13 protein-coding genes and 1 pseudogene are annotated in these 26,168 nt (G+C 49.7%); 8 read left to right on the forward strand and 6 right to left on the reverse strand.

From position 1 onward, the window contains the following. Window positions 1-641: 641 nt before the first annotated feature. Entirely contained in the window at window positions 642-953 is a 312-nt protein-coding gene (locus K0F88_RS05505; protein WP_094470787.1) for a DUF3077 domain-containing protein, read from the reverse strand. Window positions 954-2,020: 1,067 nt separating this feature from the next. Here K0F88_RS05505 and K0F88_RS05510 point away from each other — a divergent pair. Further along, entirely contained in the window at window positions 2,021-2,989 is a 969-nt protein-coding gene (locus tag K0F88_RS05510) for a reverse transcriptase family protein (RefSeq protein WP_219094482.1), read from the forward strand. 2 nt (window positions 2,990-2,991) lie between these two features. Further along, window positions 2,992-4,332: an AAA family ATPase gene (locus K0F88_RS05515; protein ID WP_219094484.1), complete on the forward strand. Its 1,341-nt coding sequence runs from the start codon at window positions 2,992-2,994 to the stop codon at window positions 4,330-4,332. Between the two features lie 193 nt (window positions 4,333-4,525). On the opposite strand, the gene K0F88_RS05520 is transcribed toward K0F88_RS05515, so the two are convergent. Beyond that, window positions 4,526-4,855: a hypothetical protein gene (locus tag K0F88_RS05520; RefSeq protein WP_219094486.1), complete on the reverse strand. Its 330-nt coding sequence runs from the start codon at window positions 4,853-4,855 to the stop codon at window positions 4,526-4,528. Window positions 4,856-5,865: 1,010 nt separating this feature from the next. On the opposite strand from K0F88_RS05520, the gene K0F88_RS05525 reads away from it, so the two are divergent. After that, a complete protein-coding gene (locus K0F88_RS05525; protein WP_219094488.1) occupies window positions 5,866-7,140 on the forward strand; it encodes a hypothetical protein in 1,275 nt (424 codons plus the stop codon). Between the two features lie 471 nt (window positions 7,141-7,611). On the opposite strand, the gene K0F88_RS05530 is transcribed toward K0F88_RS05525, so the two are convergent. From K0F88_RS05530 to K0F88_RS05545, 4 genes and pseudogenes are all read right to left on the reverse strand, one after another. Beyond that, window positions 7,612-9,276, reverse strand: a complete 1,665-nt coding sequence (locus tag K0F88_RS05530) for a hypothetical protein (protein WP_219094490.1) — start codon at window positions 9,274-9,276, stop codon at window positions 7,612-7,614. 478 nt (window positions 9,277-9,754) lie between these two features. After that, entirely contained in the window at window positions 9,755-11,710 is a 1,956-nt protein-coding gene (locus K0F88_RS05535; protein WP_219094492.1) for a DUF262 domain-containing protein, read from the reverse strand. Further along, a complete protein-coding gene (locus K0F88_RS05540; RefSeq protein ID WP_219094494.1) occupies window positions 11,707-13,197 on the reverse strand; it encodes a DUF262 domain-containing protein in 1,491 nt (496 codons plus the stop codon). The genes K0F88_RS05535 and K0F88_RS05540 overlap by 4 nt, the downstream gene beginning before the upstream one ends. 187 nt (window positions 13,198-13,384) lie before the next feature. Continuing rightward, a pseudogene (locus K0F88_RS05545) lies at window positions 13,385-13,543 on the reverse strand (IS5/IS1182 family transposase); the annotation flags it as partial. 287 nt (window positions 13,544-13,830) lie between these two features. Here K0F88_RS05545 and K0F88_RS32245 point away from each other — a divergent pair. The 5 genes from K0F88_RS32245 (at window position 13,831) to K0F88_RS05565 (ending at window position 26,146) form a co-directional block, all read left to right on the forward strand. After that, a complete protein-coding gene (locus K0F88_RS32245; protein WP_306823108.1) occupies window positions 13,831-14,043 on the forward strand; it encodes a BPSL0761 family protein in 213 nt (70 codons plus the stop codon). Between the two features lie 57 nt (window positions 14,044-14,100). Then, window positions 14,101-15,321 (forward strand): DNA cytosine methyltransferase, encoded by a 1,221-nt coding sequence (locus tag K0F88_RS05550; protein WP_219094496.1) that lies wholly within the window; start codon window positions 14,101-14,103, stop codon window positions 15,319-15,321. A gap of 277 nt (window positions 15,322-15,598) precedes the next feature. After that, on the forward strand, window positions 15,599-18,142 hold the full coding sequence (locus K0F88_RS05555; RefSeq protein ID WP_219094498.1) for a hypothetical protein: 2,544 nt from the start codon (window positions 15,599-15,601) through the stop codon (window positions 18,140-18,142). Between the two features lie 81 nt (window positions 18,143-18,223). Further along, window positions 18,224-20,260, forward strand: a complete 2,037-nt coding sequence (locus tag K0F88_RS05560) for a hypothetical protein (RefSeq protein WP_257605190.1) — start codon at window positions 18,224-18,226, stop codon at window positions 20,258-20,260. Between the two features lie 12 nt (window positions 20,261-20,272). Next, window positions 20,273-26,146 (forward strand): DEAD/DEAH box helicase, encoded by a 5,874-nt coding sequence (locus K0F88_RS05565; protein ID WP_219094502.1) that lies wholly within the window; start codon window positions 20,273-20,275, stop codon window positions 26,144-26,146. Window positions 26,147-26,168 lie beyond the last annotated feature (22 nt).

Below are 26,168 nucleotides of genomic sequence, written 5' to 3' on the forward strand. Positions count from 1 at the left end.
GTCACGGAATCGTGGCAATTTCAGGCCGTTGGCCAGGGCACCCTTGGCGGGCATCTTGTTGTGCCCGACGCGGTCTTCGCCGCACCTGTACTGGGCATAAAGGGCAGCTTGCCACGCCGCTATTGATCGAACTGCACCAAAGCGACGTGTTCGGTTCTGCCTACGACTATCCATTAAGTCTAGATGAGAGCCGCACGGGGCGTTTACTCACCGGCCTAATGCCCTGAGGGCTTGTCGATGGGGGATGTATAGCAAGCATTACGGGGAAGAAACAGCATCAGATTCGTGGGCAATTCAGGGAGCAGATGGTTGATCTATCCCGCTGTAAACCTACGGCCATTCACCCTGAGCCAAACAATAAAAAGCCCCGAAAACCCTCGAGGCAAATCCAATATCCCAACCACCCCACAAAACCCCTGTAGGAGCGAGCTTGCTCGCGATAGCGCCAGACCAGCCACCACAAATGCTGAAGATGCACCGCAATGACAACCCAACCGGCTAGTCGGGCAAAACAATGCCCTTAAGCTCACCACAATCCCTGTGGGAGCGGGCTTGCCCGCGAAGGCGTCAGCCCAACCAACATAAATGCTGAATCAGCTACCACCCTCGCAAGCCACCCACACCCCCCCAGGTCTCAAAGACTAAACGTCAGCCTTTGCCGCCGCCCGCTTAGACGCCTGCTCATTATCCCGATCCCGATTCAGCACCTTCGCCACATCATCAACCACCGCCTTACCCATCGCCGTCAAATAATGCGCAGCCCAGGCATGGCGGTCAGTGTCTGTGGCATAGGCAGCATCTTCATTCAGCTTCTTGGCGAGAAACAGAAAGTCAGAAGCCATGGATAACGCATCGCCGAGGGGAACGCCGCGAGTGACGTGGAAGAGTGGTTGATCCGCGCAGTAGATGGCGGGTGTCAGGCCAATGGTTTGGAGTTCTGGTTGATCAGTCATTTGCCACCTCCGATGACGGAGAGGCGGTGGGAGAGGGTGGACAGTGGGGCATTACGCAACTGGGAGTCGCGTTGAGGGAAAAGCCAGATTTTGTACGTATCCATACAGCGCATTGAGAAGCTCCTTAATTTTTAAGAGCTGCCACAATTCGTTACCAAGCGAATGGGTGGCAGCTGTGCGCAGGTTGGTAAACCGGGAAATCAAGGAAACCGGCACGTCCGAAGACGTCCCACGCACAGCCGCCATAACGCAGATCGCAGGCGAAAAAAAAGCGCCTGCGAACGCATGGCACTGTTGCGCAGTGATTTACCTCGGGTTACCAAGCCCGGTCGCTGAATTGGCAGCGACGGCGGAAGGGTAACGCTCAAATCCCTTCCTTGCAACCTCTCCAAAAGCCCTTGGTTAAGGCCCTTTCCGCCTACTTTGTAGCGTAAACCGTTAGCGAAAATATTCTTACCGTCATTTCGGTACCGTCTGACTTTCATTCCACCCTTAAAGGCTCGTTGCACCCAGCAAAGATGCGACACAATCCCTCCGACGGCATCACATGAGGCGAGCATGTCGCGCACTCTATCGGAGCGAGACGGAGGCGCTGATGGTAGTCGTTTGTGAGGTGCGGTAGCGCGACTCTGATACTTGCTTCGCTGCTGCTAGGTTCCCTTGTCTTTCTGATCAATGCGGTTTACGATCAGTTCATGTCAGTGACTAGGAGTATCTCCAGTCGCAAGCTGACCTCTAAAGGCCTGTATCCGATTTACTTTTGTGTGAAGCCCCCTCTGTCTAGCTTTGGCTAACGGTTGGGGGACACACAAATAGTAAACTTAAGTCTTAATCCGAAATCTCTTGTCTGAAATATATCTGTCTAGTGGTCGATCAGCTATTCTGCTGATGAGGCTGTTTTTCTGTGCGCTGTAATAAAAGCTATTATCTGGTTTTAGAGAGTGGCGTATATTTAGTTTTTTGCAGTAAGACAGGATAATATGTTTAAGCATTGAATGGCGTGCTGGATTTAGATAGTGATGCCAGAAGGGATTTGCTTAGTGCTGTCGGTGTGGTGAGGGTGGGTTATGGCGAAGAAAAGTCTGAGTTTGTTGTTTGATGCGATGTATCATGGTAAGCATGATTTTTTGGATTTTATTGAAGGAGATGTCGCTGATAAGTACAAAGTGGCAATAGTCAAAGGGATGGAAGTGTGCAAGCCTGATGATAAGTTAAAGGTTTATCATAAGTTTTTAATTTTGTTTGTTTTTGAGTTTTTGCGTGTCAATCAAGACGTTGTATTTTCATATCGCAAAGGGGTCAACGTTGCAAGTGCTGTTCAAAAGCACGCTGGCAGTCGCCACTTTTTTCAAACCGACTTAAGAAGTTTTTTTCGAAGTATTAGTCGTTCGCTCGTCAAACAGACGCTGCTGAACAATTTGGATAGTATTCCTGTTGCCGATTTGCAAGAGAATCTAGAACGTATATTAGATCTGGTTACGGTAAATGGTGGCGTTCCTATTGGGTTTTCTACATCTCCAATTATTAGTAATGCATGTCTGTATGATTTTGATAATCAGCTGGAGTTATATTGTAAAGCGCATGATTTGGTTTATACGCGTTACTCTGATGATATTATAATTTCGGGAGTGGAGAATAAGCTTTATGGGGTTGATGGTGTAGTAGGGGAAGTGCTTGGGAAATGTTTTGGTGAGATGTTGAGTGTTAATGTTAGCAAAACTAAATTTTCGTCCGTTGGTAATAAGATTAAGATTTTGGGAATGGTGATTCTTCCCAATGGTGTTATTACAATAGACTCGAAGTTAAAAAACACGATAGAGGTGTTGCTTCATTTTTATTCTAGCGACAAAGTCAAATTTAACGATAGGCTTGAAACAGAAAGTGCGAAACTCAAGGGTGATAATTCTCTAGGTCTTCTACAGATTTCTGGTTATCTGAATTACGTAAATACTACGGATCCTGCATATTTGAATAAGCTTCGGAAGAAGTATGGGGCTGCGGTGGTTGATTCCTTTATTCGTGGCTCGGTAAAATAATTATGAAGCTTGAAGTTCAGATTTTAAATATTCAGCATATAAAAAGGATGGTTGTTGATTTGGATCTGGACTCATGTAAGTTGACATGTGTCGTCGGTAGGAATGGTGTAGGTAAAACCACCCTTGTCAAGGCAATGCAGAATCTTCAATTTGCAGATACGTTTGCTCAAACATCTCCTGCAAGCATCTTTAATGAGCAGAGTTCTTTGGTGTATCTCACGGAGGATGCGGAGTATAAATTTTATTATGAGCCATCCATTCGTGCGCTTAACTCAAAAGATATCATTCCTGATAGTGTGAAAAGAAATATCGATGTTGAATTGCCGATGCCTCACGGACAGCGTTTTAATTTTTATCAGAACATTGTTTTGGCTGACTTGGATATTCGTCGCTCGATTGTTTTGGAGCATTACGAATGCCCCCAAGAACTTATCGATATGCTTAATGATATTTACGCGACATCTAGGTTTGATAATTTGGTGAAAATTAAGGTTAAGAAAACGGATTATTATTGTGTGCTACTTGATGATAGTAAGTATATTCGTGAAGATTATTTAAGTTCAGGTGAGTTTTTTCTTATAAGTTTGTATCGTAAGATAAAGCGCGGTGCGAAGTTAATTGTTATTGATGAAATTGATATATCGTTGGATGCTGCTGCGCAAACAAAGCTGGCTGCTAAACTGCGTGGGTTTTGCGATAACTATAGAGTGAATATTTTGTTTACTACCCATTCTCTTCCTTTGATGAAGACGCTCAATTACGGGGAGTTGTTTCATTTGCAAGAGGTGGATGGGGTTGTCAGCCCGTACCCGGTTTCTTACAATTTTATTAAAAGTTTGCTGTTTGGATTTGAGGGGTGGGATAAATATATTCTAACCGAGGATGATGTGCTTCAAAGGTTTTTAGAGTTTATTATTGCTAGATTTTGTGTGGGTGTTTTCTTCAAATATAAAATTATTTATATTGGTGGTGCGACAAATGTCGTTAATCTCATGTGCCGGAATGTAGTGGAAGAGTTTCTTTCCAGCGAGAAGAATGTAATATCAGTGTTAGATGGGGATCAGATTGGGCAAAAGCACGTAGTTAATTTCAAGAATGTTCATTGCATTCCATTGGATAGTGTTGAAAAGAAAATTTATCAAGATTACAGGGCTGGTGTGCCTGAGTTAGTTGATGTTGTGGGTGATCTTCAGGTGAATGACGATAAAGACATGTATAAAAAGCTGACCGGAAGGAAGCTGATGTCTGAAGATCAGATGTTTGATTATCTTTGTCGGGTATATCATGGCGAGTTGTTGCAATTTTCAGAGGTTTTAAAGGTATTCTTGGATGATCCTGTTTGAAAATGTAAAAAATTTATAGAACAGCACACATCTATCTGCATGGTGGATAAAGCTGCCATCCCCAATCATCACAACGATTTATTTAGATTTTGTGGATGTAACGTGAAAAGGTGACAGATTCATTTTCGACAAAACTAGTCGGCCAGGCGTGGTGCATGGATGAGATGTTCCCCTCTTCGGGCAGCATCATTACTCACTGAATATCCTTCAGGTAATCCCTAAGCGCAACAAGCGGCGCATCAAGCTGCTCCATCGTCCGCGCATTACCAAACTCAACAGACAACCTATGCAACTCCCGCCCCAGTGGCGTCTCAACCCCACCCAAAGCCTCCATCGCCAAACCCATACAATGCGCCACTCGCAACTGAATCCCCTCAACATCCCCTCTACGCACCAGCAAGCCAAATACCTCCCGCTCATAATCACTCATGATCGGATCATCCCGCAGGATCGGACTTTCCCCCTCCCTCTCATAAGCCAGCTTGAGGGCGAAAAGGGCAATGGTTTCCAGTGGCAATTCCATTATGTGAATCCTTGATTCGTTGCTGGGCGGGTTTGGGGTTTGACGCCTTGAAAGCAAGATCAAAAGATCGCAGCCTTCGGCAGCTCCTACAGGTTGGTGGGGTGACGGTCACTTTTCTGTAGGCGAAAAAAAAGGCCTTGCAAAGCAAGACCTTTCTTAATTTTGGTGCCCGAGGGAGACTCGAACTTTGGCTTGCAGGCGCCATATTAAGCTGTGAGAGGGGTGGTGTTGCTAAAATCTACTCACATTTCTACTCACAACAGTTGCCGCTGCTTTCTAACCTATGGAGGGTATTCTCTGTTCGTTTACACAACAGCGGCCGATCAGCGCCTGGTTTTTAGCCTAAACAAGCTTGGTCAGCTCATAACCAAGCAGTCCGCCGATGCATATCAGGCCGATGGCCAATGCAAGGGGATAAAACAAAATCATGATCCTGCTCCGTGGGGGAGGATTGTACGCAGAGTTTAAACCTTCATGGCCGTTCCGGCTGGAGGAATAAGCGATGGGAGCGGTTGACCTCTTTCGACCCAGGCTATGTGAAAACGTTTTTGAACAAGTTTGACAGTCGAGTTCGGGGCGAAAATTCCATTTCTACGTAAATTGCGGGTCTGTTGACCAAACAAACGCAAATTTTACGTAGCAACGCAGACTTCAAAACGGTGCCTGCGTTTTCACACAGCCTGGACCCAAAGCTGCCTTTCAGGTGACTAGATCCCATTTTGCAAGTATGGCATTTCCTAAACATTTCGATCTTCGAGCCGCAGGTCTCTTCGCCGTACCAACGGCAAAATGAGCTTTTGAATCGAGGCTTCTGTGAGGCCATGCGTTTATCCCGATTCAAACGCCCAGCCGTGTGATCATATGGCAGATTGCCACGCGACGGGCCAGCGCGTTGGGGATGCATCCGCTAGACTGCGGCTCCGGCCCTCGGATACTGAAGTGAATAATGGGTGAGCGTAGATCAGGAAAAACCTCCAGCGATCGCTTATAAATTCTAATAGAGAGAAAAAATGGATAGCGTACAGCCAAATGAACAAGTTTCAGAAGATAACTTATTTTATTGCAAAGTTGATACATTTCGGGCTAGCAAGGATTATTTGCAGGGAGGATTATGCATAAGATTTGTAGGTATAGAAGCTAAAAACAAGAAATCGAAAGGCGAAGATGAAGGCATTGAAACTTTTATCATTGATATTGATCTCTGGAAGTTCGCGGAGTTACTTTACAATCGGCCACCTAATAGAGATACTCGAAATTTTATTTATCGCTTTGAGGATGACTTTGAGCAAAGCAATCAGTGGTATGCATTGCGCATAAAGCCGCGCCATCATGAGCTTAACTACTTTTATCCTACTTTTTCAGAAAATCCGCCTAGCTTTTTCGAAATAAAAGATATTAGCAAGGTTGATAGCCGAGATCTAGAAAGTCAACCGCCTAGTCCCGTAGTTTCTTTCATGCAAAAATCTTTGGTTTCTTCCGGAGATTGGTTCCAGGAAAGCAATAGTGCTGCGCAATTTACACTCTGTTTAGAAGACACCTATTTCGGCGGTAATTTTGTATTAGAGTCATTCCATGTAGGACAAGGTATGTGCTCAATTGTGCATAACGGAACTTGGGGGGTGCTTCTAGATATGGGCGCTGGTAAACCGGTGGTTCGACCAAGATACCCAACACTGAATAATGATCTGCATACCGTGACTGACACCTTGAAGTCACTACATCTGATAATTTCTCACTTCGATTCGGATCACTGGAGGATCCTGGCATGGGATAGAAAACTGAGGACAAAAATTAAAAATATTTACGTCCCGTCAGGAGTTCGGCCGCCTGCATTTAATGACAAAAGTATAAAAAATAAGATTGTTGAAATAAGTGATACTGTTATAAATCTGGCTGCCAATACTTCGCTCCGAATATATCGCAGTGCTCCTAGTAAGCCCGACAGTAATGGTCAGTGTTTAGTGACTACGTTTCATAAGAGCGGCAAAATTGCGTTAGCGCCTGGCGACTACGCCTATCAACGATTCGCCACTGACTCAAACACCAGTATAAGTAACTTACTCAGCGAGACTTATAGCGCAGTCATTGTTCCACATCATGGGGACTATGCAAGTTCGAAGTCTATTGTGGACTGCGCGCCAGATTCTCCGGCTTTTTTCTCAGCAGGAACACACCAAGGGTACAATCATCCGACAATTGAGTCTGTAGATGAGCACCGTGCAAAAAAATTTCATGCTATTGAGAATAGGACGGAGGAAAACATTGTAAGGAAACTCTTGATGTAAAGGGCAATTGACTGAATGCCTCCGTGCAATAAGTGCCTACTATCCTGACAAGTCTGCTTGAATTGACCTTGTTTTAATATACAGGTACCAGTAACCGCTTTTGGACGTTTCTTACCCGTCGCGACCGGCTGGGACCGATCCACAGCTGTTCATCACTTATTGTCCATTGCAGCTTATGTAAGCGACGGCCTATGGAGATGGCGAGCCTGGTGTGGGTTTACATTCATTCACTATGACTATCGGGTATGTCAATGTGTCTGGTTATTGCGGGCCGTCACTGGTGAGGCGTCTTGCGCCGGTCTTCAAACTGCTAGAAGACCGTCAGTCGGAGACTAAAGCGCTCGGGGATGTGCCGCCGAGCTGCTCCGGGGGTATGGCCTCCAAACCACACCGATAGGCATCGGTAGATCATCGCAAGAGACCAGTCGCCGCAACGATTGTCAGTGGGATTTAAAAATATGTCGTAGAGATCTAAAAATTATCTGCCAACGGACTGTAGTTTTTGAGATTTTTTCTCATTTTAGCACGTGCATGAAACTCTACTTCCAGATTGCACACTATCAAATTTATAGTTCTTTGTTTAGTAGCAAATTTCTCCCCTCTGTTCTCAGTATAAGAAAATCGAATACCGTTCTCACTCCTTTCTAACAGATCGTAAACTAGACTGTTGCGTCGCGCGTACCCTTCAAGAGATTCAGAAACCGATTCCGCTATAGACCTGAAATCTTTGTCGTGAGAAAAAAGGATGAAATAGAGTTGAATGCCTGCTCCAGCATCCGCATACTCATTTTCACTATATCTGGCATATAGTTGGTCGATAGCGTCAACGACTTTATCTGAGACGTTGGCGCCAGCCCTAGCCAGTTTGCACTCTATGACAGCAACTGCCATCGAACCTTGGATGATTTTTATATCGGACCGGCCATTGCCGACAAGCGCCTCACAAGAAACCGAAATATTATTGGCTCGAGAATGCATGCACTTCAGATTGCTGGCCAGCATGGCTGAAAGATTTTCCTCGCCGAAAGCATACTCAATTTTCTTTCCTCTCATGCCTGAGGCCACATAAAGTGTATTGTTTCTTTTTATCTCTCCTAAAGAAAAGAATATGTCTCGATGCAACTCAAGGCGCTGTACCATAGACTTGAATGCCAATTTTAGAGTTCTCTCAATCGAGTATAATTGAGTCGAAATTTCGGGCGTAACAAAACTCAGACTAAGCTTCTGAGTGTAAGCGGCACAATTCAATATTTTTGATCTGACCTTTTTTAAATCATCCAAAGCAAGTCTGTCTTCTTGGTAGTATGAATAGGCCGATTTATCGCGCCTCAAAAAATCTAATCCCTCCTTGCACTCAGACAACTCCGCCAGCAACCGATCCTTACAAGTAGTTTCTTCACGTGAGTTGTTAATTTGATAAATTAATTTGTCGAATTTGCTTCCGCACCAATCAAGAGGGTCTGAAGTGCGGACTCGCTCAAAGCGTCCTTTCTCGTTTTTTACAGAGATGCTATAAATGTTTACCTGGCGAGCAATGTCTTTGTGTAATGGAGCGATATCAGAATAATTAACGACTATCGACACTAAGCAATCATTGAAATTTTGTTTGTAATCGCCAATTTCATCCGCTATGTAAATTACGTGCTGATGCCCAGGTAGATAAAAAATTAACGCATCTCGTGTCTCAAAGACCTGAAACCCAATCCCTCGAAACGATTCTAGCTTCTTTACTACCGAATTTTTTATCACCTCGCGAGTCGACCGATGACAACATGTCTCCTCCACCACATCTAGCATGTGATAAATAAAATCCCATCGTCCATAGGTTCGCCCTGATAAAGTTTCTCTTATTGTCGATCGAGTAGCTTCAAATGTTTCTAAGTAGTGGAGTTCTTCTTGCGATAGTGCCTTTTTCAACCACTCCTGCATCCTTAGTTTGTCATACTTTACAAAATCGGCTAATGCTCGCCCAGAGGGAGCATCACCGGACTTCGAGTAGTTACTCAGAAACTCTTCTAGTACATCCAAATAGGCGCGTAAACTTTCAGCAGAGATCCCCAGTGTTATGTTTTTTCTATCAATGGATTTTTCAACTTCTAGGTTTCGCTCAAAACCAAACTCACTCAGCGACTGCATAATTAATCCTTAACAAACTAAAAATTCTAAGAGCACTGTAACAAAGACGCTATCAGGTTGCGAAGCGGCTCTACCTCTGTCCAGTTGCTGCCGAAGGGCTGCAGTTGGCCGAGGGTGTGTAAAAACGTTTTCAGCGCGACAGGTATTCAAAACCGGACAGGAAATCGCGCTTCTACGCAAATCCACATCCTACTGACATGCAGATAAATTTCAGATTTGACGTAGGCGCACACACTTCAATTTTGGCGAAGCGCTTTTACATTCTCTGGGCCGAAAGCGGCGCAGTCCTTTAGCCTGAGCCTACTAGGCATGATTTGCTCGATAACGTTCACGTCAATTTATAAACGTATCGCCGCTAGTAACGGCGTCGGCAGGAGTGTTGCCTGAAGCTTGGAAACTATGACGGCTGCAGACGGCGTTCTAGCGTGGCGTTGGCATGATGCGGAGGCTGTTAGCCTCCGATCTGCCTTATTGCCTCTTATTTTTCATAGTGTGCGGCGATCAGCCCGAGCATTTCGTTTTCATGTACTCGGATCTGGTGCTCTCCCCAGTCGTCGCCACGACCCAACACATGAAACATATGGGCGAGTTTCAAGGAGTCAAAGTGCGGTTTCGCGCGGAAAGACGCCTGTTTTTTGATGACCGCCAAGTTGCTGTACGACGAATTCTCGCCCGGGCTGAGCAGCACAAGGTTGCCGAAGCTATGCAGCAAACCCTCCGGCAGTTCGTTCATGAACTCTTCGTTTTGCGGGTGTACGTGCTCCACAGAATTTTTTGATGCGATCCTATAGCTGAGTACCTTATCTCCGTTGAAGCATGCAAGCTGCAGCTTCTCACGCCAAAGGATGTATTCCAGTTTTTGGAACCAGTAATGCTCGAACCCTGTACCTAAAGCTTTGCGAAGGTAGTCCAGCTTTGCTGATACTGGCATCGGGTAAGCGGTTTCACTCGACAGCAATAAGTAACTTGCCGCCTTCTGCGTTACCGGATGACTGGTAAGAGAGAGCTGGTTGTCGATACCCTCAAGCAGGGCCAATACCTGCTTCTCGCTCAGATTTGGTTGTTCTACAAGTGCTCCTAAAAATGGTGTGAGCCAATACTGGGCGCTGCGCTCGCCGGTAAAATAACGCACGCTTTGAAGCTGGCTCAAACTAGAGGCTGTGTCCGCGAACGTCCGGTCGTACCGCCACTGCCCTTTGCTTTGTCTTACGACGGAGGCGACTCGCAGCAGTCGAGTATCATCCTCTCCCAGACGCACCCATTTCACCACCCATCGGTCAAATTGATAGCGAACCTGCCACAGGCATTCGAGGAAATCTTTGGCCTGCGCTGCATCAGCATGCTTTACAAACTCCTCAAAAGACTTGTTGAGACGGCTGTCGTTCAGGCGCTCATAGATATCGTTAGCCTGGCGCCGATGCTGATAGATGCGAAACGCATGCATCAATAGCAAGCCAAAGCTCACTATCGACTGATAACGCTCTTGGTTGTCGTCCCTCTGCTTGGGAGAGTGCTCGTCTTCTGTCAGTCTTTGAGCCGCGATTTCACTGATTGAGCGGCCTACATCGCGGCCACCAGCAGGGCGACTAATGAAAAAGTTATCCCGTGAATACTCGCTGAGTTCTGTAAATTTTAACTGCCCCCAATTGGCGTCTTTGAAAACGCCCCGTAGGTTTCGCTCAAAGTAATCGGTCATGTCCTCGCAAGCCTGCCAGATACCTTCATAGCAGGCCTTGTTTTGGATGATCTTGTCCATGAGGCGCGCTTTCAGAATGTCCGTCTGCTCCAGTTGCAGCCCGCTCGTGTTCAGGGTTGCAAATAACCTGTTCAGATCCATGCCTGTGGGCATGATGTTATTCACCCATTTAACGCGCTCGAATATGAAGCTGCCCACGGCTGAAAGGGTTTGCTCGCCTTGCTCTTTTAGGAGCTTTTGCAATCGGTCGGTTGCTGATTTTTTGGCCGCGCGCAGGTGGGTGAGGTAAGGGTTTGGCTTCAGGGGTTCATCCTGCTCGGTGTCTGGCTGCAAGCCCGCCCACACGCTAAGTTGAGCCTGCACTTCTTCACGAATTTTAAACGTCAGCCGTGGCGCTGCGCCTAGCACCGTAAGTGCTTTGAGCGGTGTAGAGGGTGAGACTTCAATGAAAGCCAGCGCCAAAACCATCAATGTGGTCATCCGTTGCTGGCCATCGATCAACTCATAAGTAATCACCGCTTTTGAGTGGGTGTTGGGGGTTGAGTGGCTGGTGATTACTGTTCCGATGTAATAGTGCGGCTCACCGGCCAGGCAGGCATCGATGATCTGGTTCAGCAGGCCTACGACGTCATCACTAGGCCACACGTATGGGCGTTGATAGCTAGGGATCACCAAGGCAGTGTGGTCGCGACAAAGCGTTGCCGGCGTTTGAACCTTGGATTGGACGCGGGCGCTCATGGGTTGTTTCCTTGAAGTGCGGTGGTCTTCAGGCAGAAGCGATCAATTGCTTCACGTAGCCGTGCGTCATATACGGCAGGGATGTCGGAGACATTTTCCCATGGCAGTTCCAGGCCCATTGTGATCTCCACCGATTTGATAAACCGCTTTTTGATACTATTTCGATCAAGGCCTTCAGGGCTTGCTACGTACTTGTAAGCGCGGAGGTATTCCATCAGTTGCTCGTGGCTATGGCTGGTGGCGATCCAGTCGAGCACAGGTTGTTGGCGTACCAATGATTGGGCGCCGTCTTCTCGCACACTGACGTCATTGATCAAGCGCAGCGAAAAAACCATCCGGAACAGCCACAAACTGGCCTCAAGTATCCTGGCCTTGCCGAACTGATTGACGTAAAGCAGCATGGCGCAGTCATAGATTCTGCTCAAGAACACGCTCCCGCCTGCGTCGACCGATAGCCGGTTGTAGAGAGATTCGAAGGATCCTGGTGCTGCATTCTTCATCGGCCCGAGTATCGATTCGCGCAGATCATGAAAGTATTCGATGTAGCGAATGGCGTTTACGCCCGTACTCAGCGGTTGACGCATGTCATAGCCGGGTTCCGTCACTTGACTGACTGCACCATCCGCGCCGGTTTCAATCCGCGCGGTTCGGTAGGCGACGTCTGGGCCCCCGGCCTGGGTTCGCTCTGCCAGTTCATGGACGATTTCATTGCGCTCTGCCAAAGGGTCGCGATCACTGGCGACGTTTCTCCAACGTAGCTTTTGCCAGTGGCGGGACTTCATCAGTGTGGCAACTAAGGGTTTCAAATCATGGAGCGACTCCCAGGCTCTCGCATAGTCGTCCTGGTTAGCATTGGGAATAGTGCGCAGGTGGTGAGCTTTGATGATGTCCGCGCCGCCTAGCCGCACCCCACTGGTGTTCTGAGTTTCAAAGAAGCGGTAGGCATCGTCTTCCGAGCGTGTAACGACCAGACTGATGTTGACTCGAGTGAAGTCAATCCAAGGCAGCGTCTGTTGTTCTAGCCATGCCAGGTTACGGCGGATGCGCTTCTGGCTTTCCGGGGATGAGTAGCGCAAGTCCGGTGCGCCTTTGTTGCCATGTTGCATGTAGTGCAGCAATGCCAAGCTGGTGAGCCGTTGTTGGCCATCGATGATGTTCAGTCTCCCGCGCTGGCGGGCATTGCCACCCTCTTGATGCAAGATGATGCTGCCAAGATAGAAATCATGGGGCTGCTGGAAATCTGGAAGGTCACCATTTGAGAAGAAGGTTCGTAAATCATCGAGCAGTCGAGCCAACTGCGTTGGCTCCCACCGATAGGGCCGCTGGTACTCCGGCAAATGTAAGCGGCCGAATATTTCACTGCCATCAATGGCAGGAATTCGTTGCGCCTTGAACAAAGCGTCGAGCGTTGTGCTGGTTACAGCAAGCCTTTCCGTAGCCAGGGAGGGTATAGCGAGCAGATTTTCGAGGTGAGCTATTTCATTCATGCAGATATCCTTGCGCATGCCGTCGCGTGAAGGCTCGTTCGTCCTTGATGCATCAGGAAGTCTGAGATAACAGGTGTGATGTTTCGATGATTTCGGTCTGTATGAAACCTAGCGAATAGTCCGAGGGGAGGCAAGAGACAGCGCGCTGAATGGGAAAGGAAGTTGGTCACGACGTTAAGATGCCCGCAACCGTCCGTTTTCGGACACGCATCATCTCCGGTGCTTTGTTCAGTCGAAGCTGCATTTCCTCCAATACGGCTTCATGTTCCCAGCGTCGAACTCATCATTCCGTGCTCGGTGTGCTCTGCGATTTCAAGGCACAGCCTTGGCATTTCGAACTCCAGTAGGTGACGAACCATCATAACTGTAAACCGTGACTTATCGGGCCCAGTTCCGCGCGCAATACTGTCGCAACCTGGCCAATATCGTGTGCCTCCCCCTCGACGTAGCAGTAACTGTCAGCACCTCAAATCTTGGAAGATCCGCAAACCTCACAATGTGGAAGAAAAGTTTGAGGCTTGTTTTAGGCAGCCTTAGGTGTAGGCTCACAGGCATCGGTGGTAATGGATTTTATTGAGCCCGGTCAGGGTGGTGTGAGCTTTCCTCCCAATGCTTATGGAGAAGAAAATGACGATGCCAAGTGAGCGTACGCGATCGCTAATTCAAATCCGAGATTTTTTAGTCGAGCTACCTTCTGACGAAGCGGTTTCTGAGACGCTTCGCACTCAGGCTCGCCGTCTTTTACGTCATTACCAAAGTTCGACTGAGATACTGCTTGCCGGTAAACTAGTGGAACGAAGAACAGGACGTCTTGCTTCGCCGTTCCTGAGTTCCATAATCGAGTAGTAGACTATTTATATATGGTTTTTTCAAATCACGAATGGCAGGCTGAGATCCATATCGATGTTAGATAGTAAGGAAAATATTGGCGATAAATTTAGTTTTTTCGAGTTTTTCGCAGGTGGGGGCATGGCCAGGTCCGGGCTTGGTGATGAATGGAATTGCTTATTTGCTAACGATATGGATCGTATTAAAGCTACGGCGTATATTACGAATTGGGGTGAAGATCATTTTGATGGGCGCGACATTCACGATGTGAAAATAGAAGATTTGAAAGGCCATGGTGACTTAGCTTGGGCATCATTTCCTTGTCAAGATCTGTCTGTAGCCGGGAATGGTTTGGGGATAGGAAACTCTAATAGCGAAGGATTTACAAGGTCGGGTGCCTTGTGGCCTTTTCTTGAGTTAATTGATGAGTTGCGCCAAGAGTCGCGACAACCCCCTCTATTAGTCCTGGAAAATGTTGTAGGCTTACTCTCTCTCGAAGGAGGGCGTGATTTCGCCGCGATCTGCTTACGCTTGGGCGAAATTGGCTATCGTTACGGTGCTGTAATTATTGATACCAAGCACTTCTTGCCTCAGTCTCGCCCTCGCGTGTTCATCATAGCTGTCCTACGTGAAATCGATATTCCGCATAACCTTGATCATGGTATGGCAACGGAGTCTTGGCACACACCGACTTTAATGCGGGCGTACAGATCATTATCCCAACAGGCACATGCAGATTGGATCTGGTGGGATTTAGGATCGGTACCAATGCTAAAACCAAATGCCCTACAAAACCTTATTCAATTTGAAGGAGTTGAGTGGCATACACCTGAAGAAACCCAGCAAATAATCAGTAGGATGACTCCTATCCATGTAGCCCGTCTTGAGCAGGCGAAGGCCGCTGATATTGTCAGTGTTGGAAGCCTTTATTATCGAATGCGTCGAGAAGGAAGTATCAATAAGCAGCGCGCGGAGATAACTTTCTCTGATGTTTTGGGCTGTCTAAGAACACCTAGAGGGGGGGGCTCTCGTTCAAGAATAATTGTGGCAGGGAATGGTGAGGTTAAAACTCGCCTGCTTTCAATCCAGGAGGCCGCCGCATTGATGGGATTGGAAGATACCTACGTACTACCTCAAGCTTATCAACATGCATTTAAGGTCATAGGAGATGGTGTAGCAGTTCCCCCTGTGCGTTTTCTTGCCGAACGACTTCTTGAACCGTTAATTCTAGCTGCGCGGGAAAACACGGCGAGCTATTTTGAAGAAACTCTACCACAGTTGGTCGCAATCGCTTGACTGGTTCACTCGAGAATCTGAGGTCAGTGAGGGGGCGTTAAATCCGCCACGGTCATTTCGGTGCTAGGTTACCCAGCTACCTTTATTCGAAATCCGAGTAACTGGCGTTTTTAAATCGAGACTAATGGCGTAAAGTTTGTACGTCATTTTACGGGCGCGATTACGGCGATCTCAGGCCGTAGCAGTTCGCATTACGAAAAAAAATTCCGCAGCCTTATGGAAATGCGGTTGGCGGTCAGGCTGAGGGGCGTCACGTTGTCGACAAGGATGAAATAGAGTGGATTTGCCGCGCACTTTTGACGCATGGGAGAAACGGCTCGTCGATTATTTTCTGGCGATTGGTCCAGATGGCGATGCCAGCCCCATCCGGGCCTTCGAAGTCACTCCCAGCACGCTGACACTTGCCTGCGGTGCCGCGCGTGGAAGCGAAGCAGAGGTAGAAGAGCTTTTCCGTAAAATGCTATCGCGCGATCTGCTATTGATGGGGTCGCTTCGCGACGGCTCTCAGCGTTATGAAAATCAAAATGTGCCCAACTGCTTTTCTTACCTCGCATTCACGTTGTTGATCGACAATCTGCTAGAGGGTAATGCACCTCAGAGTGGAGAGTATCGCCATAAACTTGTGAAATGGTTGGGAGCTAACACTACTGCTTCCAACCTACGCGGGATTGCGCTGATGTGGGAGAGTTTGGTTCGATGGCTGGACAAGCGCATTCAAGCTGGCGAGCCATTTCGTCGCCTTATTTTGCCAAATCCCGGCAATTGGACACACATAGGTTATACACGGCATCTGTCCTTTCCGAGTAAGGCTGATCTGAAGCTCGTAGCCAACTTCTGTCAGGAACACCCGGGAGCACATCGAGACCTGCACATCAGCATTGCAGCGTTTCCGAGAGAACTGGTCGATGATCGCGTCTCCTGGGGACTTCGAAATGCGTTCGAAGAGTTCCGAGGCGCTTACTACTTGCAACGCCGCGCGTTGGGCGACCTTCGCTTCTGGCGCCTCCTGGAACGTGCTTCCACTCTGATTGGCCGTCCGAAACGCAGTAGTGTCACGATCGAGATGCTATTCGACGCAGATAAGTGCGCGTTGTTTTTTTCCTACTGCGGTGAGCAAAGCGAGGCTGAGCCTTTCACCTCTCTTGATAAAGCGTTGGTTGCAGTCGGAGCTGAACACAGCGAAAACTTGGCGACCGCCGCCTCGTTGGGAATTGTATTCTTCCGCTTGGTTGGTGCGGGCCGCTGGCGAGCAGAACCGGAGGCCTGCGATTCCGCTTTCGGCCTGCATGTCGCTGTTGCTGATAGGCATAAGCGAAGAATTGGTGATCGACTGGGGCCGCTTGCAGGCAGCGGTGATTGGGCGGTCACAACCATTCCTCTGACCTTTGAAGTGGTCAAGGATGCGCTTAAACAAGCAAAACTATTTCCTTCCAAACAGGAGTTGATCGTACGTCCGTATCTCTCCGGTGGCGTTCGCAGCGACGGGGTCTGGCTGGGCCGGCCACTCTTTTTTCCAAGTCTCGATTCCGATACCTCTGACTATGTGATACGTGATGCATTGCCACGCGAATCGGACTGTTTGCTGACAATCAAGGAGGGGCAGCTCAAAGCCCTTCAATCGATTGAAGGTGCCTTCTTCATTCATCCTTTAACGCTTCGTGGCGAAGAGCACGCTCCGTGGAACATTCGCCTGCAATTCGTCCGCAATGCTTTCGTACATTCGATGCTCGCAGGCGCACGCTACAAATTGGCGCCATTGAGAGACTGGATTGTGGGGGAGAAACTCCCTGTTGAAGTTAGTACCCAGGACACGTTGGACTGGGAGTTGGGTGAACCCGCCTGTGGAGATCTTTTGGAGGCAGTCTATGCAAGCGGACAAAGTGGGTGGGAGGAGGCGCAGATCATTGCGCTACTCAGATGTGCCGACGAGGTTATGAGTCCTTGGCTGCTTTTGCGTAGCCTGCGAGATGCAGGCATCGTTGAGCCGCGTCTACGCAGCGGTTGGAAAGGACGCGTTTGGACATTGAGGGAGCCGGTTATCATCGAAGCTCATCGCGATGGGCGGGCTTTAGTGTTGGTGGAAGGCGCGCTTTGTGAGCGAATGGTTGAAGATTTCAAGCTGGCTGTTGAAGGCCTGGGAGGGATTCCCTTCCGACGTCTAGGCATCACTGACTGGGCCGCGCCCCTGTTCGGTGCTCATGACGTTCAAGGTAAAGCCATTGCCGAACGTCTCGGCTGGCGCTTCGAGAACGAACCCTTATCGCCATCCGAGAAACCGCTAGCGTTTGTTGAAACGCCGCATCAGGCCCTGCACTACGAACAGACTAGAGCCTGGTCTTGGGCGAAAGGACGTTTTGTATCTGCTGATGTTACCCAAGAGTACGTACGATTAGTGCGCCTGACTCACACCGGCGAGCGTGATCACGATGTCTACAGCATCGAACAGAGCAGCCTCATACATCACTATTTCTCACATACTGCCGCCATTGTCTCGGCCTATGCCCTAGCTCGAAAGCCGTTGTTTGAATGGAGTTCTGAACAAAATTTAATGGTCCTCACGGCGTGCGAAGGTGGACTTCCTGACGCACTGGCTACAGAAACGCGCCGGCGAATGCTACGCAATGGCGGGCCCTGTGGCCGGGAATATATTTATCCTGCCAATGGCGAGATGGCTCGCTGGCTAGATAGGCGACTTCCTGGTTGCATCGCCGGGCCGTTCCACGAGGCGCAGCAGCAGGATGCACTGAGTCTTATTGGCATTGCTCGCCGCTCCTCAGGTCGCTTACGCCTACAGTGGCGTAACGGCTCAACCACTCTTTAGTATTTATTTGGAATCAGGTTAACCATGGCGGCAAACTTGGCGTGGTATATCGGGCAATGTGTAAAACGACATGATGTCAACATGGCTGTGAAAGTCGTTGCCATCCGGTCAGAGGAAGGATGGTCGCTACTCGATAATCCACAAAAGATTTTTCCAAAGATGGGCGAGGTGGAAGTTCGGTTACAGAACATCTCAGCATATCATCCGAACGATTGGGTTAGCTTCCAGGTTGCTCAAAAAGAGCCTCGCGGGAAATGGAAGGCATCGACCTATCGCCACCTAACGCCTTTCCTTGACCTCCAGGATGCGGGAAGTCTTGAAGTGCTGCGCAGCCGTTTGACCGTAGATGGTTTGGATGGGCCGAGTCATAGCGGCAATTGGGTGATTCGCTACAGCGAAGACCGCATCCTCATGCTCGGACTCGTGCGTTCATCAGACAATCGGTACCGTATGGCGACTGGTGGCAACTTCAACGTGTATGCCTACGACCCCGAGTTGTTGCATAGCGTACTGTCAGATGATGCCGACGTTTTTCTCTATGAGTTAAAACGGGGGGGAGAATGTCTTGAGGAATTAGATTGGTCACCTGACGAGGATTACATCAAGCGCATTGTGCGTGCTATGGCGGGTGCTCACGACCCACGTGCTGACACAGTTATAGATTGGTTGAAACGCTATGCTGACGAGGCGACCGGCCAGGTAGGGGCGAGTCTAGTAGATAGCCTTGCGGCGCAGCAAAACGCGAGATCAGGTGAGTTAGCTAAGCGCTTGATGGCTGACAAAGAACTGCTAGGGGAATTGACTGAAGCGCTTTTGGCAGACTCGAGGTTGCGCTCTCGTCTCGAAAGCGAAACTCAAGCGATCGCCGAGCAGGAGCGAAAATCCATCTTTGTCTCGCTTTCGGGTGAGCTGGAGCGGGAGTTTACGACGCTACGCGAACAGCGTTTGTTGGCGATTGATTCTGAATTAAAGTTGCTGGAGGCCGCGCAGCGCGAAGCATTGAGTCTTCAATTTAATCAAGATGAGACGTCCAATTTACTGGTGATGAACGACCGTATTGCCGCTCGCAAAGTGGAAATGGAGGGTGAGCTTGAGACGCAGCGCGATATCCTGCAGCGGGGCCTGGATATGCTTGCGGCGCAACGTGAGTCGATCATCGTCGAACTGGGAACCCTCAACGCACAAATGGAGGGCTGCCAATCTGACCTGTCGGACCTTCGATCGCTTGAGTCTCAAGCTGTCCAGGAGATTACTAGGCTCCAAGAGGAAGCTGCCTCTATCCACGTGCCGAAGAGCGTTAAGCTTGAGTCCGTGCTGCGTTTCAATCCGCCGCAGATCGTTCCAGTCCTTAGCGTTGGGGACATGCAACAAGCCATCATGAACTGCATGCTGCTTACGCCAGAAGGTAAGGAGCGAATGTCCCAGTTTCTTGCATTGATGCTGGCCGGTGAAGTACCGGTAATTCATGGGCTGGAAGCGCAGGATTTTCTTCTTACTGCTGAGACCCTGTTGTCTTCCGGGCGGTCAATGCGCTTGGAGGCCGACCCAACTGTCATTACCTTCGAAGATCTTTGGCTTCGTGCAGGCACGCAACTCCCGACATCCCTTACTCACGGACTGGAGATCGCCTGCGGACAATCCCCCACAACTGTACTCGCCGTTATCGAACATGCTGAGCGATCTGGGGCCCGTTTCTGGCTGCCTGCGCTTGCGGATCGTACGCGCAGGGGGGAGCTGCCTAGACGCTTTCTTGTCTGCGCAACTGTCGAAGACGAAAACTGTGAAGAAGCTCTGGCGATTCGAAGCCAAGTTCCCTGGATCGATGTCAGTGGGACTATCACACCAGCGGGATCCGCCTTGGCGCTCATTGTTTTCGCACCGGCTAATGTTCGACAGCTTGATCCGGGAGAACGTATCGAGGACGTCTCCCCGGCGGTGGTGGCGGTGGCGCGGGTTGCCAACCAACTCACGTTAGTGAACTCATTGCGGCTAGCCCGAGCGGCAACGGAGTGGATCCGCTTGAACCCAGGGAATCAATACGAGCAAACTCCGGCGGCGCTTGCCGAGTTTTTCATTAATCAGTCTGGTCAGGCTGGGCGCATGAAATCAAAGTCATAAGGAGATGAATCCGTGCTAGACCCAATTGGTGGTTTCCGTCGAATCCAAAACTTTGTCATCAACTATGTTGAGACCAGTTTCCGCATTTCTAATAAAGAGGCAGCGGAGGCGCGTCGGGAGCTTCTGAAGACGGTCGACGTATTAGCTACTGAGCCGTTTATCGAGCCTGTACTGCGCTATGAGTCCCACTCAGAGAATCTCGAGCAACTAGCGCAGCGAGAGGACGGTCCGCTCGCACCGATGAGTAAGGAAGGCAGGCGCGCCTTCGTCGAGCTAGCGCTTTCCGGGCTGTTCGAAGGCACGCGTTGTGAGGGCGAGATTCGTCGGAAATCCATTTTTGCGCCATACGACCACCAAGTCGAAATGCTAAAACGCGGATTGCTGCCGGGCAAGCCGGGTATCGTTACATCTCGTACCGGCAGCGGCAAAACAGAAAGCTTCATGTTGCCGGTGCTAGCCGCGATTACCAATGAAGCGGTGACTTGGGCAGCCCCCGGCAGCGACTATCTAAAGAAAAATTGGTGGCTAGAAGACAAGGGGCAGTGGTCCGCTCGGAGACAGGGTGAAAATCGTCCAAGTGCGGTCAGATCATTGGTGATCTACCCAATGAACGCCTTGGTCGAGGACCAAATGCAGCGCCTCCGCAAGACACTAGACTCTGACGATGCAAGGGAGGTGATGCAAGAGCGCTTCAAAGGCAATCGAATTTACTTTGGCCAGTACACCAGCTCCACACCTGTTACCGGCTTCGAATGTCATCCGCGCATTGCTGACAATAAAGAGGAGAAACAGCGTCGTACCCGACGCGTCACGCGGTTGCGAGAGGCAATGCGGGGCTTCAAGCGTGATCAGGATGCTGCGCTTGCTTTCGACCGCCAGACAGAGTTAACCGCACACGACGAGGGTAAGAGGGCTTCAGATAAGACGCGTTACATCTTCCCAGCCTTGGACGGTGGTGAAATGCTTTCGCGCTGGGACATGCAGGCGGATCCACCAGACATCCTGGTTACGAACGCCTCGATGCTTGGCACCATGCTCTCGCGAGAGGTAGAGGAGTCGGTCTTCACTAAAACGCGTGACTGGCTGTTAAGCAACCATGATGCATATTTTTATCTCGTCTTCGATGAGTTGCATCTAATTCGTGGCTCGGCTGGCACCGAGACAGCATTTTTGGTTAAAACGCTCATCCAAAGGTTGGGGCTCGATCAGCCGGCACATCGATACAAGTTGCGACTACTCGCTTCCTCCGCTTCTATGCCAATAGATGGGAGTCTGGGAGCACAGTCGCTTGCTTACCTGCGTGATCTCTTCGCACCCTATGGTACTAGCCAGAACGCTAATGATCCGGGCGTCATAGATCCGGAGTTTTGGCGAGACTGCATTGTTGTGGGTACTCCACACCTACCGGAGTTTTCCGGAGGACTAATCGAGGCTCAGCCCTTTGTAGATCTGCTCGAAGCCGCACTAGATGGCAAAGATGGTTTTGTCGCTAAAATTGTTAATGCAGAAGCGCTAAATCCTGCTGTGGAGCACGCGGCTAGAGCATTGGGGCGTTCCGCAGGCGGAGCTGCCGAACGAGTCAAAGCGCTAGCGGAGTCGGCCGCCGCTGTGTTGACGCAAGCCTGCCGCGAAGGAAGCGACGTTCGCGCTACGTCGACGACAGATTTGGCCGAACGTATCTTCCTCCCCGATTCCGGTAATCATGACAAGGCTCTGCGTGGACTGCTATTGGCACGAGCACTCCCCGAGTCAGATGCGTGGGATTCGAGCGTTTCGATTACCACGACAGCCTTTCGCGTCCACACTTTCATCCGCAATATTGAAGGGCTTTTTGCCTCAGTCGCACTGGAAGGCATTATCCCGGTATTCGAGGATTTCACCGTGGAGCGTGGAGTAACCCACGCGAAGCCTCGAATTTGCGGAGGGCGAGGCCGTCGACTATTTGAGTTGCTGTACTGCGAGGCCTGCGGTGATTTGTTGATCGGCGGACAACGAGGTCAGAAAGTTGCGGACGGTACAGAGACCGAACTTCTACCTTCTGCTGCCGATCTCGACAACATGCCCGAGAAAATCGGCTCCGAATACTACGACAAAATGACACTTGATGAGTTTGCCGTATTTTGGCCGCGCCGGGTGCAATGGGCGGCGTCAGATCGAGATTATGATGATTGGGAGGCCGCCAGCTTAAATCCAGAAACAGGACTGGTGTCTATTCAATCTGCAGTGCCCTCCGGACATGTCGGTGGCTATTTATATCGGCAGCAGGAGGCAGCAGTGAAAGGCCGTAACGGCAAGATGACGGGGCCTCTGATGGCCCAGCCGTTCTGCTGCCCGAAGTGTGGCACGGATTACTCTAACCGACCTGTTTTCAGTCGTTCACGCTCACCAATTCGCGCGTTTCGAACCGGTGTCACTAAAACCTCTCAACTCGTTGCTACTGAACTTTTTGAACTGTTGCACGCGATAGGTGCGGAGCCAAAGGGGATTGTTTTTTCTGACAGCAGACAAGATGCAGCTAATCAGGCGTTAGAGATAGAAACGTTACACCTGCGCGATTTGCGACGTGAAGTCTTAGTAACTGCCGCACGTGAATTGGTTAAAAAGTCGAGGGAGGAATGGATCGATCCACTCGAATTCGGGCCGCTTATAGCGTCTCTCGCAACGAGCCCGTCAGAAATGGCCTTGCTTGTCGAAAAAATCAACAAACAACTGACCTCGGGAACGCAGAAAAACAGCGACAGAATCTCCCTCGCCAAGCTCCTTCAGTGCAGCGCTGACTCAAGCATTGGCGCACTTACTTCCGACTTTGTCTCTCTGGGAGTTCACCCATTTGATCGTCTTGGCAAAAAACATTTTGAGGGGAAAATTTGGCATGATTTGTTCGTCCAGAATGCGGGGCGGTCGGCTTATTCCCACAAGTTAAATGATGTTCAAAAAGCAGGGCTCAACAAGGAGATACTGAAGGGACAATACGAGCTTATTGATGATGTAATTTTTGCAAACACTTTTTTTGCATTAGAAGAAACTGGTTTGGCATATCCGTCCATTATGGACGGAAACGATGAAAAAGCAGACCGCTTGGATACCTGGTTACGCGTTTTCGCTGGAGCCTATCGTGTCTTGGACAATAAGTTTGTCGAGGGCGATGACGTAATAGAATGGCTGTCAGGATCGGATATCAAGAATAAGCGGGTGCATCGTTTCGCCCAAGTTGTGTTCCCAGGAGGGGGGGCCATCGACGGTCTTAGCGGCATTCTTGACGAGCTTTCGTCGTTAGGTCATCCGAGCGGTATAATCCACATCGGCAAGCTATATCTCAAGATGGCGAGAGAAAGCGATCCGTATTGGCGCTGTGAAAACTGTGAGCGAGTGCACCTTCACCGGGGGCCTGGGAGGTGCACTCGTTGCGGAGAGATACTCGGCGAGCAAGCGACTGGACAAGCTGGAGAGTTGTGGCGCAATAATTTTTTGGGTAGCCGTATCGTTCGTGGTCAAGAAGAAGGCGTTGGTCGATTCCGTCTGCGTGTGGAAGAGTTGACTGGACAGACGGATGATTTTTCGGATCGTTTACGCAAGTTCAAAGGCATCTTTGTCGACGGCGAAAGTGAAATACAAAAGCGTGCCCAAGAAATTGATATGTTATCTGTCACCACCACCATGGAGGTGGGAATCGACATCGGGGCCTTGCAAAGTGTATATCAGGCCAACATGCCTCCTCAGAGATTCAATTACCAACAGCGAGTCGGTCGAGCCGGCCGCCGAGGTCAGGCGTTCTCACTGGTCATTACTTTCTGTCGCGGTCGAAGTCATGATGCATATTATTTCGCGCATCCGCGTGCGATTACTGGCGACCCACCACCTCCACCTTTCCTCGCTATCGGTCACGACCCCATTCCGTTGCGTTTAGTGCGTAAGAACTGGTTGCGTGCAGCATTCAAGTATTTACGTGACCAGTGCGCGAAAGCTGGCGATGTGTATCCAGGTGATCTATTGGTGCCACCTGATGTTCACGGTGAGTATATATCCACTCAAGATTACTTTCATAACACCCTAGCGAAATGGCCTGACCGTTTGCACGATGCGCTTATCAAAACCCTCGCTGAGCGCGATAGCTTCATTGCAGCGGCATCCTTCGACCCACAACAACGAAATCGGCTTAAGGAAAAGTCTGACGTCGATCATTTGATTAAAGAAGTCGACGGCCTTAAAACATATGCACCCAATTCGGAAATGGGGCTTGCACGATTTTTGGCCGAATGGGGATTGTTGCCAATGTACGGTATGCCTACCCGTGTTCGTAACCTGTATCTAGGTCTTCGCTCTGTGAAAGTAGGGGGCACTGAAGACTACGAATGGTCCACTATGGACCGTGATCTTGATCTTGCCGTCTTCGAATATGCACCAGGTGCGCTTCTGGTCAAAGACAAACAGAAGCATCGCGTTGTTGGCTTTACTGGGAGTCTATCTACCCCTCAAGGCTTCAAAAAAGATGATCTTTCGATAAGGGCGTTATCCCGCTGGTATGAAACCGAAACTTGGGTAGCTGTTTGTAAAAGTTGCGGTTCAGCGACCAGGACAGATTTGATACCGCTAACATCACTGAAATGTGACGACTGTAAGGCAGAGATTCTTCCTGAAGAGCTAAAGCGATATGTAACTCCTGCTGGATTTCGAACTGACTTTAATCCAAAGGACGGCGAAGAAGATGTTGGGCGGATGTCCGTTCGCAGTATGGCGACCTTGGTGAGTCCGGGGGCCCGGCTGGAGCATGGAAATGTGACTGTAATGCACGGTGCCGGAGTAACCATCATGCAGATGAATGATGGCGTCGCCAATATTGAGGGAGAAGGGGAGGGGTTTCTCGTTCAGGAGGCCTCGGATCTGAGGGTTACTATGCCGTCGGGCACCAAAAAGCCCCCTAAGATTGATGGCGAGCCTCAGGCTTATGAATCAGGCTGGCTCAGGAATGCTCGCAGCACAAGTTGGGGATTGGCGCGTTGGGGAAATATTGGAAACCCATTACCTCCATTCGGCTTAATCTCATGCAAGCAGACAGAATCTGTTCAGCTGGAGTTAGGAAAGTTTGATCCTCGACTTGATCTGGCACACGTAGCACGACGAGGTAAATATGATCGCCTGTCGACACGAGCGGCTGCAATCAGTGCGACGCAAATCCTAGTCCAAAAGGCAGCTCTGGAGCTGGATGTATCTGCCGATGAGTTCGAGGCGCTTGAACCGCGAGTGCGCTCCGGAAAACCGCTGCTGCAGATCGCCGACGCGCTCATCAATGGGTCTGGCCTCTGCCGTCGTCTAGGGGAAACCGTTCCAGGCGGTTCGCGACCGAAAATTCTGGATATCCTGTACGACGTCTTGGAAAACCACGATCAATGGCCGCTTGTAGATTTTCTCAATGTGTCGGCAGATGGGGATCACTTAGCTCAATGCCATACATCCTGCTACCGCTGCATTCAGCGATATGGTAACCGTCGATATCATGGTCTTCTCGATTGGCGCTTGGGATTAGCCTATTTGCGTTCAATGACTACGCCGAACTATGCATGTGGTCTGGAAGCGCAGGACGCGGCCTATCCCGAAATCATAGGTTGGCGTGAGCGAGCCGAAGGGTTGGCGGAAAACATTGCTCAGATGCGCCCTGGAGTCTTAACTCCCGGCAACCTTCCGCATTCGGGAATGCCCTTTCTGCTTGAGCGTAAAGGCGGCCGCGAAACCCGATATGTGATTGTTCACCCACTCTGGAGTTTGGAAGCTAGCGCGCTGTCTGATTTACTGGGAAATGACTGGTCGCCGGAGCTGCGCTTTGTAGATACTTTCAATTTGGAGCGTCGCCCGCTCAAAACAATGGCCCATTGGCTGCAGGCTCGCTGACGCTTCGTACCCTCCCTGGTGA

The sequence above is a fragment of the Pseudomonas sp. UMAB-40 genome, from assembly GCF_900095275.1.
GTDB classification, from domain to species: domain Bacteria; phylum Pseudomonadota; class Gammaproteobacteria; order Pseudomonadales; family Pseudomonadaceae; genus Aquipseudomonas; species Aquipseudomonas mandelii_B.